The sequence below is a fragment of the Pseudoalteromonas sp. P1-7a genome, assembly GCF_001401855.1.
Classification (GTDB): domain Bacteria; phylum Pseudomonadota; class Gammaproteobacteria; order Enterobacterales; family Alteromonadaceae; genus Pseudoalteromonas.
This window is the reverse complement of record NZ_LKDU01000019.1, coordinates 1-14,189: the sequence shown is the minus strand read 5'-3', so window position 1 is coordinate 14,189 and position 14,189 is coordinate 1. Positions and strand designations below refer to the sequence as shown.

Annotated in this window: 11 protein-coding genes; 8 read left to right on the top strand and 3 right to left on the bottom strand. The window is 42.0% G+C overall.

Annotated features, from left to right (window positions below; all coding sequences use genetic code 11):
- Nucleotides 1-45 precede the first annotated feature (45 nt).
- Both AN389_RS12425 and AN389_RS12420 read left to right on the top strand, forming a co-directional pair.
- On the top strand, nt 46-444 hold the full coding sequence (locus AN389_RS12425) for a hypothetical protein (protein WP_055019920.1): 399 nt from the start codon (nt 46-48) through the stop codon (nt 442-444).
- A 3-nt stretch (nt 445-447) separates the two neighbouring features.
- Nucleotides 448-1,272 (top strand): class I SAM-dependent methyltransferase, encoded by an 825-nt coding sequence (locus AN389_RS12420; protein ID WP_055017455.1) that lies wholly within the window; start codon nt 448-450, stop codon nt 1,270-1,272.
- Here the strand turns inward: AN389_RS12420 and AN389_RS12415 are convergent.
- The gene (locus AN389_RS12415) at nt 1,267-2,877 is read right to left on the bottom strand and encodes a GMC family oxidoreductase (protein ID WP_055019919.1); all 1,611 of its coding nucleotides are present in this window, start codon (nt 2,875-2,877) and stop codon (nt 1,267-1,269) included. The two genes, AN389_RS12420 and AN389_RS12415, sit on opposite strands and share 6 nt — an antisense overlap.
- Before the next feature lie 101 nt (nt 2,878-2,978).
- Here AN389_RS12415 and AN389_RS12410 point away from each other — a divergent pair, with 101 nt between their 5' ends.
- From AN389_RS12410 to AN389_RS12395, 4 genes are all read left to right on the top strand, one after another.
- Nucleotides 2,979-3,995, top strand: coding sequence for an AraC family transcriptional regulator (locus AN389_RS12410; RefSeq protein WP_055019918.1), 1,017 nt, complete (start codon nt 2,979-2,981; stop codon nt 3,993-3,995).
- Between the two features lie 287 nt (nt 3,996-4,282).
- Complete coding sequence (locus AN389_RS12405; protein WP_055019917.1) at nt 4,283-5,275, top strand: Gfo/Idh/MocA family protein; 993 nt, start codon at nt 4,283-4,285, stop codon at nt 5,273-5,275.
- 355 nt (nt 5,276-5,630) lie between these two features.
- The gene (locus AN389_RS12400) at nt 5,631-6,380 is read left to right on the top strand and encodes a FadR/GntR family transcriptional regulator (RefSeq protein ID WP_004587131.1); all 750 of its coding nucleotides are present in this window, start codon (nt 5,631-5,633) and stop codon (nt 6,378-6,380) included.
- Nucleotides 6,381-6,600: 220 nt separating this feature from the next.
- On the top strand, nt 6,601-7,458 hold the full coding sequence (locus tag AN389_RS12395; RefSeq protein ID WP_055014469.1) for a DMT family transporter: 858 nt from the start codon (nt 6,601-6,603) through the stop codon (nt 7,456-7,458).
- Nucleotides 7,459-7,533: 75 nt separating this feature from the next.
- On the opposite strand, the gene AN389_RS12390 is transcribed toward AN389_RS12395, so the two are convergent.
- Both AN389_RS12390 and AN389_RS12385 read right to left on the bottom strand, forming a co-directional pair.
- Nucleotides 7,534-8,712, bottom strand: coding sequence for an MFS transporter (locus AN389_RS12390; RefSeq protein WP_055017452.1), 1,179 nt, complete (start codon nt 8,710-8,712; stop codon nt 7,534-7,536).
- 78 nt (nt 8,713-8,790) lie between these two features.
- Nucleotides 8,791-9,885, bottom strand: a complete 1,095-nt coding sequence (locus AN389_RS12385) for an NADH:flavin oxidoreductase/NADH oxidase (RefSeq protein WP_055017451.1) — start codon at nt 9,883-9,885, stop codon at nt 8,791-8,793.
- A 412-nt stretch (nt 9,886-10,297) separates the two neighbouring features.
- On the opposite strand from AN389_RS12385, the gene AN389_RS12380 reads away from it, so the two are divergent.
- Together AN389_RS12380 and AN389_RS12375 are read left to right on the top strand one after the other, a co-directional pair.
- Nucleotides 10,298-12,715 (top strand): TonB-dependent receptor, encoded by a 2,418-nt coding sequence (locus AN389_RS12380; RefSeq protein ID WP_055019916.1) that lies wholly within the window; start codon nt 10,298-10,300, stop codon nt 12,713-12,715.
- Between the two features lie 92 nt (nt 12,716-12,807).
- Nucleotides 12,808-14,189: sulfotransferase (locus AN389_RS12375; RefSeq protein WP_055019915.1), on the top strand; the 1,382-nt coding region annotated here is incomplete at its 3' end.

The following is a 14,189-nucleotide window of genomic DNA, read 5'->3' as shown; positions in this document are numbered from 1 at the left end:
GGCGTAATAGTGTAACATCCGCGCACTGCTATTTAAGGACGCACCATGATTGATACATTACGCCAGCAGCTTAACGAGCTTGGCGAAAACTACGTAGAAAAAAACGCCGCTTTTAAAATTAAAGTTATTCCGTTTTTTTGCGCTATTAGCATTAAAAAAGATCACAAAAATGAAGGCCGGCTCAGCTTTTACTCAAATCAATTAATAGAAATACTGTTAGTGGTATTATTTATGTTGTTTGGGCTTACGCTTTATAACCCAGAAGCGGGTTTTACACATGGCCCTGTTCATATTATGTTTGCTATTTTAATTACCTTTAATTTAATTTTAAAACAAATAGCCATTGAAGGGCTCAAAACACGCCTTGCGTTTTATCGTTTGCAGGGTGCTAATACAGCGCAACATGCGCAAAGTTCAGATCAAAACTCTCACACACCTAATTAAGTTATGTATTTAAATCCTAATTGGCGAATTCTCACCGTAGGCGATGGCGATCTATCGTTCTCACATGCGGTGGTTAACCATATAAAACCGACAAAGTTAGTCGCATCTACTTATGATAGCGCCGAAACAATAGAACAAAAATACCAACATAATGCGCTCAGTAGTTTAAAAAAATGCAATGTTAAAGTTATTAATAGCTTTGATGTAACTGACCCTTTATGTTGGCAAGAATTAGCGGCCCACCAACACAGCTTTGATCTGGTTATTTTTCAGTTTCCGCTTATTCCTGCCTTTGTAGGGCGCGAAGCATTTGAAAGCAACACGCAAAAAACCAGTATGAACGTGCTTAATCGTGCCCTGCTTCATCAATTTATTAAATATGCAAACCATTATGCGCTCGACAAAAGCGGCCCTATGCTATGCTACATAACCTCAAAAGATGTAAAGCCCTACCGCGAGTGGAATATTGAAGGCAGCTTAAGTATTGGCCTTGAAGCTAAATACGCGGGCCAAATGTCTTTTGATATTAACCAGTTCGATGGCTATAAAATAAGAAATGTAGACCGTGATAAGCACGTAAAAGACACCAGCGGCATTACGTATGTGTTTACGCCTAAAGCAACCTCGCTACACATAAACGAGCTAAGCACTCACCTTAAAAAACCTGCGTACTTAGATGAAAATTATTGCTCGCTTTGTCGGGTAGGCCCTTTTATTGCCACCGAAGATGAAAACAAACACCTTAACGCTAAAAAGCATCAACAAATGCTTAAACTAGAAGATGACTGGCAGGCGTGGCTTACTGACTTTTACAACCGCACCTTATAACCCTGTTTTATAGCTCAATTTAATTAAATCAGCGGCCTTTTCAGCAATGGCGATAACCGGCGCATTTGTATTACCTGTTACTATGGTTGGCATAATCGAAGCGTCAATAACCCTTAGGCTGCGTATACCGTGAACTTGTAGCTTACTATTGACTACCGCCATTTTGTCGTTACCCATTTTACAAGTGCCAACAGGGTGGTATTCGGTATCGGCCGTTTGGCGTATAAACTCTATAAGTTGGGCATCGTTGTTTACATCAAGCGGGTAAACCATATTGCCCCGAATTTTATCAAAGGCACTGCTTTGCAAAATGTGTAACGCTTTTTTAAGCCCCGCAAGCATAAGCGATAAATCATCTGGGTGGCTTAAATAATTAGGGTCGATAAGTGGCGCACTGCGTGGATTGCTATTGGCAAGCCTTATTGTCCCTCGGCTTTTGGGGCGCATAATACTGCTGTGAATACTATAGCCATGACCTCGGTGAAGCTTGCGGCTATGATCGTCCACCAGCCCAATAACAAACTCAAGTTGAATATCTGGCGCGGGCGAATTATCCCACACATTAATAAACGCATGCGACTCAGCAAAATTACTGGTTAACACCCCCCTACGTTTATTAAACCACTGCGCACATCCTTTAATAATACTTGCAGCGCCTTTAACGCTTACCCCAAAGGTGCCTTTTGCTGTATTTGTTTTACACAAAGGCACCACAGTTAGGTGATCTTGCAAGTTAGCCCCAACGCCTTCCAGTGCATGCTTAAGCGCAATGTTATGCGCCTCTAAATGTGCTTTAGGCCCAACGCCTGATAGCATTAATAACTGAGGGGAGTTAATCGCCCCAGCACTTAAAAGCACTTCTTTTTTTGCCAACAACGTCGTGGTTTTACCGCCGCGTTCTAGCTCTACCCCGCAAGCAATATTGTTATTGATTATAATTTTGTTAACGTGACTGTGGGTATACACGCTAAGATTTGGCCTGTTTAAGTTTGGTGTTAAGTACGCCTTAGCAGCACTGCAGCGCTCACCATTATGTTGCGTAACTTGCGAAAGCCGCGCTCCATATTGTTCAGCGCCATTAATATCCTCGTTTAGCTGTATACCCTGCTCAACACAGGCGTTTAAAAAGCAGTCATTTACAGCACTTGGCTCAGTTAGCTCTTGTACATGCAATGGCCCTTGCGTGCCATGTAACGCGTTATTAAATATTTTATTATTTTCGGCTTTTATAAAGTACGGTAATAAACTGTTATAGTCCCATCCAGGGTTACCATTTTTTGCCCAATTATCGTAATCGTATTTATTACCGCGTATATACACCATGGCATTAGTAGAGCTAGACCCACCAAGTACTTTACCCCGTGGCACAAAGCCACATCGGTTATTTAGCGCCTTTTGCGGTACCGTATTATAATGCCAACTATTTATGCCATATGGCACACTGGCCGCAATACCCGCGGGCATTTGTACTAAAGCACTCTTATCGCTCCCGCCCGACTCGATTAAACATACACTTATATGCTGATCTTCTGATAGGCGTGCAGCCAGCACGCATCCTGCACTGCCTGCGCCAATAATAATGTAATCGAATGTCTGCTTAACCATAGGCACCTTTAAATTAACACTGCACAAAACACTATAGTGCATAGATTAATGCCACAAAACTTGATATTTTTAGACACCCCCTTAATTTACAGTACCAGTGTATGAGCAGCCCAATACGTGCCACCTCTTTATATTCAATCGATTCGTTAATTAAAGAGCTTGGTGCAGAGCCAGCAAGCATACTGGAAAAATGTAAGGTCAATGTCGACTTTAACAACCTCGAAAACCTTTATTTACCCTACCTCAGCTACGCAAACTTATTAGAATACTGCAGCCACACACTTAACTGCCCAAGCTTTGGACTTAAATTAGCAAATAAACAAAACTTTGATATTTTGGGCCACATAGCCATAGCCGCTAAAAGTGGCACTGACTTAAAAGAAGCCCTCGATTGGGTTGTAAAATATTTACACTTACACAGTCCAGCATTATGTTTAACAACCCACGCATTAGATAATGACGAGACCTTATTTTTATCATTTGAATTTAACTTAAAGCCACTACCACAAATAAACCAAGCGATAGAGCTGACGTTAGGCTTAGCCATGAGCATAATTAAGAAATTAAGTAATAATCAGTGCAAACCCTGCACTGTATTTTTACCGCAAAAGCTACCTGCTAATACACACGCATACAAAACCTATTTTGGCTGTAAAGTAATAGAGCACCGGAATAGCGCTGGCATTGTAATAAACAAAGCCGACTTATCAATTAAACTTAGCCACAGTAGCCTCAATAAAACCGATGCCGCGTTAAGCTTTTTAGCTAAACGCGGTGCGCATAGCCATTCGTTGCCTGCCCAAGTAAGCGCATTAATAAGACCAATGCTGCCTATTTATCAGTGTTCAAATCAAACTATCGCCGCGGCTCTTAACATGCACCCACGTACTTTGCACCGAGAATTGGCAAAACATAACACCAGTTTTGTAAAGCTCAAAGACACCACACGTCGTGCGCTGGCGGCGCATTATTTATTACAAAAACACTATTCTATCAGCACTATTTCAATGCTTTTAGGCTACCAAGAACAAGCAACCTTATGCGCAAGTGTTAAACGCTGGTTTGGCGACTCTCCTAGGGCGTGTCGAACTTTGTGGATTGAAATTTATTCAATCTAGGGGCGATTTAATCGCGGCGCGAGGTTTGTAACCTAGTGGGCTAAGTAAAAATCGAGCAACAAAGAGTCAATCGTCCCTAGAAAGAACCCATAGGGCAGCGCATGTTTGGTCTTTATGCTGCGTTATCGCCTATTTATGGGGAATAACCACACTACATAGGCTCTGTCTTGCCTAAAAACCAAACATACTGCTGTAAATTCAACCACCAAAGGTCAACACGCCCTAAAGCATACAGGGCTAAAAAATGTTAAAGTAACAGCTCTTATTATTTAAGCTAAGGAGCAGGCATGAACTTTGTCATTGTCGGTACAAATTTTATTAGTGATACCTTATTAAACGCAGCTAATACGTTACCTGTATTTAATTTATACGGTGTGTGCTCTCGCAAGCAATCAAGCGGCGAAGCCTTTTTATCTAATCACCCCAATACCGATGTAAAAATTTTCACCTCTGTTGAGCAGGTATGCCAAGACCCTAATGTTGATGCGGTTTACATTGCAGCGCCAAACAGCCTACACAAGCAATATGCAGTAATGTGCCTAGAGGCAGGCAAACATGTGCTAGGCGAAAAACCTTCAGCTGCAAATAGCCAAGAGCTAAACACTATTTTAACTGCAGCCAAAGCCAATAAGCTCCTTTATATGGAAGCAATGATGACCACGCATTTGCCAAACTTTGCGCGACTTAAAAGTGCGCTTGAAAAAATTGGTACACCGCGCAAGTTTATTGGGCAATACAGTCAATACTCATCACGATACGATAAATACAAAAACGGAGAGCGTCCAAATACCTTTTTACCCGAATTTGCCAACGGCGCTTTACTCGATTTAGGCGTGTATCCACTTTACCTACTCATCGCGCTTTGGGGCACCCCACAGCGCGTGAGTGCCAGTGGTGTGCTATTAGATACGGGCGTAGATGGCGCAGGCGACGTATTATTAAATTACGATGATAAACAAGCCGTTATTAGCTATTCAAAAATTTCTCAAGGCGATAACATTACCGAAATACAAGGCGAGCGCGGCCGTTTGCGAATACATGCCGTGTCGCAGTTAAAACACATAGAGTTTGTTTCTAATAGCGGAGAAGTTGAAGTTATTTCTGATGAGTTTGATGAGCACTTTATGAAGTACGAAGTTGCGCACTTTATACAAACCGCCAACGCTAAAAAGCTAGAGTCAGATGTTAATACACATAAGCTTGCCCGCGACGTAATGAACGTACTTGATACCGCAAGAAAACAGCTTGGGGTCGTTTACCCTAATGACACAAGCGCTTAAGCTTACTAAAGTTGACCCCCATCCGTGGGCAATCAAGGTTAGGGCAAATATAAAATTATCGGCTTACTTATTTTTATCGAGTACAGATAATTAATACGCCCTAACTTCTCTTTACTAAAAGAGTAAAGCTAACTTACCACATAAAAACATGACCAATCAAGCTAGCCAATTATTAAAATTTATACTAAATTGGTAACATAAACAGGTTAACACTCATTTATAATATTATATGACCGTTACAACACTTTAGAATTTTGACATAATAGTGAATTTTGGGGTAACCTCTGCTAATAACAGTAGGTTTAGGCTATTGAGGCCTATTAGCCGCTATTCCTTAAGGTAATAAAGGTAGAATATGGGAAACCGTCGCTTATTTTGGCGCATTGTTGATAAAGTTGAAGCTTTGATAAACCAAGGAGAGTTTTCTGCTGGGAGTCGTTTACCACCAGAGCGAGAACTTGCCGACATGTTTGACGTAAGCCGCCCAACAATTCGTGAAGCTATTATTGCATTAGAAGTACGAGGCCGCGTAGAGGTTAAAACCGGCTCTGGCGTCTATGTAATAGAACAACAAGAAACATCTGTAAAAACTAAAGAGATCAGCGCGTTTGAACTAACCCAAGCCCGCGCACTCATTGAAGGTGAAATAGCCGCACTTGCCGCTCAATCAATCACCGATGAAGAACTAGCTCAATTAAAGCAAACGCTAATAGCCATGGAAAAAGGCTTATATGTAGAACAAGCAGACCGAGAGTTTCACGAAATAATAGCGCGAGCTACACGTAACAAAGCCCTTGAGTATGCGGTGGCAAATTTATGGGATTTACGTTTAAACAATTCACAAATTGTGGCTGATTACGGCAGTGTGTGTAAAAACAATAACGATTGCGTAATGGATGAGCACACCGCTATTTATAATGCGCTGCAAACCCACGATGCAAGCGCCGCACGAACGGCAATGCATAAACACTTTAACCGTTTAATTAATGCATTATTTGATGCTGTTGAAGCACGTGCGCTTGAAGAGATCAAACGTAAAAACGATGAAAAACGTGGCCTTTATTCTTTAGATGGCCTAGTTAAAAGTGCCAGCAAAACACACTAAAACAGCCTAAACGTTTTTAAGCCAGTGTTCTATTCGCTGGCTTTTTTATTTTAAGGGCACCCAGCCTTTGCTTTTGGTTATTTATCAGTAGTTACGCTAATTCATCGCACATATTAGTTACTCCCTCCCAAATTTAATTTGTACGCCATATAAGCTATTACTTAGCTAATAAAAAACAGATACACTGCGCAAAACTAGACGATTGTTACCAAGGAAAACAATGCAATCATCCACTAAAAACTTTTTGCTCGCGCTTGTGTGCGTAATTTTAGCCATGATCACAATTCAATCTGGCGCTTCGTTTGCTAAGCAGCTATTTCCGATTATAGGCCCTGAAGGCACCACCGCGCTTAGGCTTGGCTTTTCTGCACTTATTCTGTGTTTAATATTTAAACCATGGAAAAAGCTGCCGGCTAAAGGTAATCGACTTTCAATTGTAATATACGGTTTAAGCTTAGGCGGAATGAACATTTTATTTTATTACGCCATAGAGCGTATCCCTTTAGGAATAGGTGTTGCGCTTGAATTTACCGGCCCACTCGCTGTGGCGTTATTTAGCTCACGCGCAAAGCGCGACTTGTTTTGGGTAGCATGTGCCATTGCGGGTATTTTACTATTACTACCGGATATGAGCAGCCAAGAGAGCCTAGACCCAATAGGCGTAGTACTTGCGCTAGGTGCTGGTGCCTGTTGGGCAGCCTATATTTTATTTGGTAAAAAAACAGGCACGCAAAGCTCGGGCGGCGCAACGGTTGCTTTGGGTATGACTGTTGCAGCCATTGTACTTGTACCTTATGGCGGCATATTACAAAGCAGTGCGTTTACATGGAGTGTAATACCGCTGGGCATTGGCATTGCTATTTTATCAAGCGCGCTGCCCTATACGCTTGAAATGGTTGCCCTGCGCAATATGCCCGCTCAAGGGTTTAGTATTATGCTAAGTTTAGAGCCTGCATTTGCTGCTCTTGCTGGGTTTATTATACTTGGCGAGTTATTAACCCTGTGGCAATGGTTGGCTATTTTATTGGTGATTATAGCCTCGGTGGGTAGCTCATTTTCGAGTGTTAAAAAACAATAATCGCTTCTGTAAAAAGGCCGGCACATAACTGCGCTGGCCTTTTAAATAATAAACCCTTTTATGATTTATACCGCGCTACTTTCTACTTGTTATTAAATAGCCGATTAGTGATATAACTGGCATACCCGCTGCTACTAACGCCACGCTTTGCCAGCCACCAGCTTCGTATAATGGGCTTGCCATTAACGAGCCAAGCGCCCCACCTACAAAAATACTGGTCATGTAAATGGCGTTTAAGCGAGCACGGCTTTGTGGCTCTAATGAATATACCACTCGCTGACCCAGCACCATATTTGCCTGCACAGCAAAATCAATAAACATACCCGTAAGCGCTAAAATAATCACGCCTTGTGGTAGCTCAAATATACTGGGTAAAAAGCACGCTGCGGCAATCACTTTTGCCAATAACGATAACTGATGTGTATAGCCTTTGTCGGCTAAACGCCCAACAATGGGGGCCGCAATAGCGCCTGCGGCCCCAACAAGCGCAAAGAGCGCGATGTGTGTTTGCGATAAACCATACTCTCTGGCTAATACAACCGGTACACTGGTCCAAAATAAGCTAAAAGAGGCAAACATAAGCGCTTGATACAGCGCCCGTTGACGCAGCACTGGCTGCTGTATTATTAGCTGCTTAAGCGATTTTAATAACTTAAAGTACGTTGTATTTTGTGTTGGTTGCCTGCTCGGTATCGCAAAATAGATAACACTGGCTATAAATGCCATACAACCTGCGGCAAAGTAAAATACAGCTCGCCAACCAAAGTGATCGGCTATTAAGCTTGAAACTGGCCTCGCTAATAAAATACCCAATAACAGCCCCGCCATTATATTACCCAGTACTTGCCCGCGTTTTTCATCTGACGATAAATGCGCAGCAAGCGGTATTAATACCTGCACCGATACAGAGCTTGCCCCAACGAGTAAGCATAAAACTAACATTACTCCCGGGCTTTGCGCCAAACCTGCGCCTATTAAACTTAAAAATGTTATCGCTAAAGTAATTAGCATTAAGCGTTTGTTTTCGACTAAATCAGCCAATGGCACTAAAAAAAACAGTCCTAACGCATAACCAATTTGAGTAAGCGACACAATAAAACTTGCGCTATGTGCACTTAAGCCAACATCGGGCGCTAATAACTCAATGATTGGCTGGGCATAATAAATATTTGCCACAATAAGGCCACAGCACAACGCAATAATGCTCACTAAGGTATTACTTATTTGCACAGGGTGTGCAGCAGTTTGGTTCATGAAACACTCTAATTTATAAAAATAAAACCCACTGCAAATAAATGCAGCGGGTAGCCATGGTAAATGTAAAAATATAAGTTACTTAATAGGTGAAGGCTGCCCATGCGGACTAGAGCGCAAATACTGCTTTGGTGCTTTAACAGTTGCGCCAAGCTCGGCTGCGGCATGCCAAGGCCAATGCGGGTTATATAAAATACCACGGGCAAGGGCCACACCGTCTGCTTGCTGCTCGCTAACAATATTTTCGGCTTGTTGTGGCTCGGTAATTAAACCAACGGCTATAACAGGCATGCTTACGGCCTTTTTAATAGCCGTTGCAAATGGCACCTGAAAGTTAGGTTTTACTGGTATTTGCTGTTTTGGGCTTAGCCCTGCTGTACTTACGTGCATAAAATCGCAGCCAAGCTCATCAAGTGCCTTGGCAAGCGCTATTGATTGATCTAAATCCCAACCACCTTCAACCCAATCAGTCGCTGAAATACGAATACCCACGGGTTTGCTACTGTTAAACTCTGCGCGCACAGCATTAAATACGTCTAGCACAATACGCATACGGTTTTGCAAACTACCGCCATATTCATCATCGCGCTTGTTACTTAAAGGTGATAAAAACTGGTGTAACAAATAACCATGTGCAGCATGTAGCTCAATTAAATTAATGCCCAGCTCATCAGCACGTTTAGCCGCGCTAACAAAGTCGTTAATTAATGAGTCTATGTCGGATTGGCTCATGGCTTTGGGGACTGGGCTATTATCGTCATACGCAACTGCTGAAGGCGCGAGCGTTTGCCAGCCGTTTTCATCCGTTGGGTTTAATGCGCCACCACCATCCCATGGTTTTTCTGTAGATGCTTTACGCCCAGCATGCGCAAGCTGAATACCAATAGGCATAGGGCTATATTGTCTAACCGCTTTTAAACTTTTATCTAATGCTTGCTGAGTTTCGCTGTTCCAAAGCCCTAGATCGCCGTAACTAATGCGCCCCTCTGGGTTTACCGCGGTGGCCTCTAATATTAATAACCCTGCACCACTTAAGCTCAATTGCCCGAGATGGATGGTGTGCCAATCACTGGCAGCTCCATTGTGTGCTGAGTACTGGCACATAGGCGCAATAATAATACGGTTGTCTAGAGTGAGTTCACCGAGCTTTAAAGGTGAGAATAATTGACTCATAAATATTCCTTAATACGCGTACTTTAGTACGAAATGCTATAGCTTACGGTATGAAGGGTTAATGGGGATCAAACTTCACTTTTATAGTGCTAAAACGTGAATAAATGCTGTTTAGTAAAATATTCAACAGGGCCTTATAGGTTTTTTAACTGTATTAACACATTTAGGTAATAAACCAATGCGAGCTGCTATTTACATTTACTCAACGAGTAAAACATGCTCGCTTGTACCTTAATTAGCCAATTGTTTGGATGTTATACATATTTATATTATCTCCCGCTAAAGCTAACCTATATTTATTCTAAAAAAGTGAATTAAAATTCATTTTAGCATTCCCACCACTTTAACTCCCTGATAAACTAATTAACCTACATTAACTGGTGTTAAATTTTAAATCTGGGGATCACTTTTTATGTTTAAACCAAGCTTACTAGCCTTGGCTATTTCGAGCGCTGTATCTGGCGCATTTATATTTTCTAATTCTGCAGTGGCGCAAGAAGAAGTTACCGCTCAAAACAAATCGCTCGAAGTAATCGAAGTTACAGCAACCAGACGCAGCGGCTCTGTACAAAATGCACCGCTAAACATTACCGCACTTGATGCCGATGTAATGAAAGATCAAAACATTGGCGAACTAGCCGATGTAGCGCGTTGGGTGCCTGGTTTAACAATTACCGATCAAGGTGGTCGCTCAGGCTCGCCTATTATTGTACGTGGTTTAAATACAAACTCGTCAGGTCCCTCATCAGATGGTGGTACCGTAGCCACATACGTTAACGAAATTCCAGTGTCAGTAGATATGCGTTTAGTCGACATAGAACGCGTAGAAGTACTTATTGGGCCACAAGGCACATTATATGGCGCTGGAACACTCGGCGGTGCAATTCGCTACATGCTTAAAGAGCCAGAGCTTGATTTTACCTCAGTAGAAGTATTTGGTGACCTATTTCAAACCCAAGAAAGTGACTCATTAGGCGGCGAAGGTGGCTTTATTGTTAACCTGCCAATTATTGAAGATAAATTAGCTGTACGTGCAAGCTTAAACGTATACGAAGACCCAGGCTTTATTGATTATGCTTATACAGTGCGCGAACCAGGTGTATCGCTACCGGACCCTGATTGGAGCAACGCCGACGAAGTAAACAACAATATTAAAAATGTTGAAGATGCTAACGGCGAAACCACCACGACTGGGCGCATTTCGGTACGCTTCAAACCAAGCGAAACATTTGAAGGAACGCTTAATTACTTTTATCAAAACCAAGACAGCGAAGGCCGTTCAATTGTTCATTACAACAGCCTAAACGATGATAACGGTTTAAGCGATATTGTAGGTAAGTACGAGTCGGCTTATCGTTATGAAGAGCCGCGCGAAAAAGAAGATCAACTACTAAGCCTCGAGCTAAAAGCCGACTTAGGTTTTGCAGAGCTTGTATCGGCAACCGGTATTTCGAGCTTTGATGCCGACGGCCAACGCGACCAAACCGATTTACTTATTCGCCTTGATTACGGTTATGAAGAGTTCCCTTCATTCTCAGCATTTACCCGAGAGGTTGATGAAGAAGATACCTTTACGCAAGAGCTGCGTTTAGTATCGCAAAGCGACAGCGACCTAAATTGGATTGTAGGCGCGTTTTACAACAAAACCGAAACAGAAGCATCAAGCAGAGAGTTTACACCTGGGTTTGACCAATTCGCTATCGATAACTTTGGCGGCGCGCAGCTAAGACCTGACTCATTAGAATACTTAGAGCTTACAAAAAGTGAAGTTACTGAGTCCGCACTATTTGGTGAAGTTGGCTATCAAGTTACCGAAAAGTTAGATATTACTATCGGTGCACGTTTTTACGAATACGATGTAGAGTCGCAAGCGGCTTTTGACTTCCCGCTTGCAAATACTCTTTATGGCGATGCAGACCCTGATGCAATCACCGTTGCTTACGAAAAAGACAAAGCCGGCGATAACGGTAACTTATTTAAATTTAATGCTAAATATCAATTTACTGATTCAGTAATGGCTTATGTAACAGTGAGTGAAGGCTTTAGAATTGGCGGCTCAAACGGTTTAGTGTCTTGCCCAGATCCAATCCCTGAAGATCAACAAACAGGCTGTGGTAAACCTGACGAATTATTATTTGAAGCCGACACTACAACAAACTACGAGTTAGGCTTTAAAAGCACCTGGCTTAAAAGCCAGCTACACTTTAACGCCGCGTTATTTAACGTAGATTGGGATGATGCACAAATTACGGGCGCTACTGATGTAGGCCAATTAACTTATCTTTCAAACGCAGGCAGTGCAAACGCAAAAGGGGTTGAGCTATCTACCCGTGCCATTTTATCTGACTCGTTTACCGTGTACGCAACTTATGCATATACAAAAGCAGAGCTAACCTCAGATGCACCATTTTTATTTAACGCCGATGGCACAGATGGCGCAGAAGACGGCGACCGTTTACCGGGCTCGCCAGAGCATCAGTTCTCAATGGGTGTAAACTACCAAACAGATGTATTTAGCGACAAAACCCTTGATATTAACTACGGTTTAACCGCGCAAAGCGATGTACTTTCAAAAGTAGGTTTGCATGACAGCGGTGAAACACTACCAGGTTATAGCTTAAGTAATATTTCTGCTAAGTTAACAGCCGATGAGTGGTCAACAACTCTTTATGTTGATAATCTATTTAATAAATATGCATTTACATCGGTTCGTCGCTCAGATGCAGACATAACAACTGCAAACGGTGCTGACATACAGCGTAACTACGGCCACTATGTTAACCGCCCGCTTACGGTAGGCGTTAAATTTAACTACAAATTTGAAATATAATTTATAGTCACTTTTAAACAATGTTGTAAGGCTCAAATTTATTTGAGCCTTTTTTCTTTATAAACGCGTAACTAAATAATAAAAATTAAACAATGCAGCCAAATTTAAAACATCTTCATCAAAGTGCAATTAAACATTTAAACCAAGGCAATATTGAGCTTGCTCATAAAGCGTTAGTTGAATTAGTAACGCAAAAAAGCGACTTTGCCGATGGCTACTTTTTACTGGCCATGGTTAATTTACGCGTAGGGCAAATACACAAAGCCATAAAGCTTATAGAAAAAGCCCTTAGCTTTGGTAAAAGTATTGAATACAGCGCCCAACTTGCAAAGTGTTACGCAATTACAGGCGAGCTAACTAAAGCCAAAAACACCGCTTTAGCCATACCCGTTGAGCAAATAAAAAAGCCGCTTGATGCCGACACCCTAGGTGTTGCACTTACACAAGCAGGCCTACACAAAGAGGCCCTAAATTACTTTAACTGCGCAATTGAACTGGCTAACCATGCAAATAAACCACAACCTCAGTTTTATTATAATTTAGGAGTGAGCGCTAAATTTTTAGGCCAATTTGACCAAGCCAAAAATGCATTTGAAAGCGCCATTACTCTAAACCCGCTGCATCACCAAAGCCATTTTGCATTAAGTGACTTAACCAAAGCCACTGCGCAATCTAATCATATAGCGCGCTTAAAAACCGTAGCTGAGCAAATCACTCATCCCGATGCAAAATTACACATTGGCCACGCACTTGCAAAAGAGTACCAAGACATAGGTGAGTTTGATAATGCGTTTAACAGCCTAGAGCAAGGTAAAACGGCTAAACGCGCTACGCAGCCGTTTGATCATAAAAGATCAGCCGCATTATTTGAACACATTAAACATTTAAGCGAGCAGCATAAACACGCGCTCACACAGGGTAACCCAACACCAGAGCCTATTTTTGTATTAGGTATGCCCCGCTCTGGCACTACATTGGTTGAGCGTATTTTATCGAGCCACAGCGACGTACAATCAGCCGGTGAATTACAAGACTTTGGCCTAAGCGTTAAAAAGCTCAGCCAAACTCAAACACCCCATGTACTCGATACTCAAACACTCACTAAAGCGTATGAGCTTGATTTTAATCAGCTTGGGACAACCTATTTAAACGCAACACGCGTAACCACTGGCAGCCATAAACACTTTATAGATAAACTCCCGTTTAACTTTTTTTATATCGATTTAATAACTAAAGCCCTACCAAACGCTAAAATTATTTGTATGCTGCGCGACCCAATGGACACCTGCATTGGTAACTACCGCCAGTTATTTACAATAAATAACCCGTATTATGCTTACTCCTTAGACTTGCTCGACACAGCCAAGTTTTATAGCCGTTTTTACAAACTCATGCAGCACTTTAGCGCCCTGCACAACAATATAAAATTAGTAAAATACGAAGAATTAGTCGCACAGCCCGAGCAGCAAATTAA

What these genes read in the sequence shown, in the direction of transcription:
- AN389_RS12425 (WP_055019920.1), top strand. Translation starts at nt 46, where the DNA reads ATGATTGATACATTACGCCAGCAGCTTAACGAGCTTGGCGAAAACTAC.
- AN389_RS12420 (WP_055017455.1), top strand. Translation starts at nt 448, where the DNA reads ATGTATTTAAATCCTAATTGGCGAATTCTCACCGTAGGCGATGGCGAT.
- AN389_RS12415 (WP_055019919.1), bottom strand. Translation starts at nt 2,877, where the DNA reads ATGGTTAAGCAGACATTCGATTACATTATTATTGGCGCAGGCAGTGCA.
- AN389_RS12410 (WP_055019918.1), top strand. Translation starts at nt 2,979, where the DNA reads ATGAGCAGCCCAATACGTGCCACCTCTTTATATTCAATCGATTCGTTA.
- AN389_RS12405 (WP_055019917.1), top strand. Translation starts at nt 4,283, where the DNA reads ATGAACTTTGTCATTGTCGGTACAAATTTTATTAGTGATACCTTATTA.
- AN389_RS12400 (WP_004587131.1), top strand. Translation starts at nt 5,631, where the DNA reads ATGGGAAACCGTCGCTTATTTTGGCGCATTGTTGATAAAGTTGAAGCT.
- AN389_RS12395 (WP_055014469.1), top strand. Translation starts at nt 6,601, where the DNA reads ATGCAATCATCCACTAAAAACTTTTTGCTCGCGCTTGTGTGCGTAATT.
- AN389_RS12390 (WP_055017452.1), bottom strand. Translation starts at nt 8,712, where the DNA reads ATGAACCAAACTGCTGCACACCCTGTGCAAATAAGTAATACCTTAGTG.
- AN389_RS12385 (WP_055017451.1), bottom strand. Translation starts at nt 9,885, where the DNA reads ATGAGTCAATTATTCTCACCTTTAAAGCTCGGTGAACTCACTCTAGAC.
- AN389_RS12380 (WP_055019916.1), top strand. Translation starts at nt 10,298, where the DNA reads ATGTTTAAACCAAGCTTACTAGCCTTGGCTATTTCGAGCGCTGTATCT.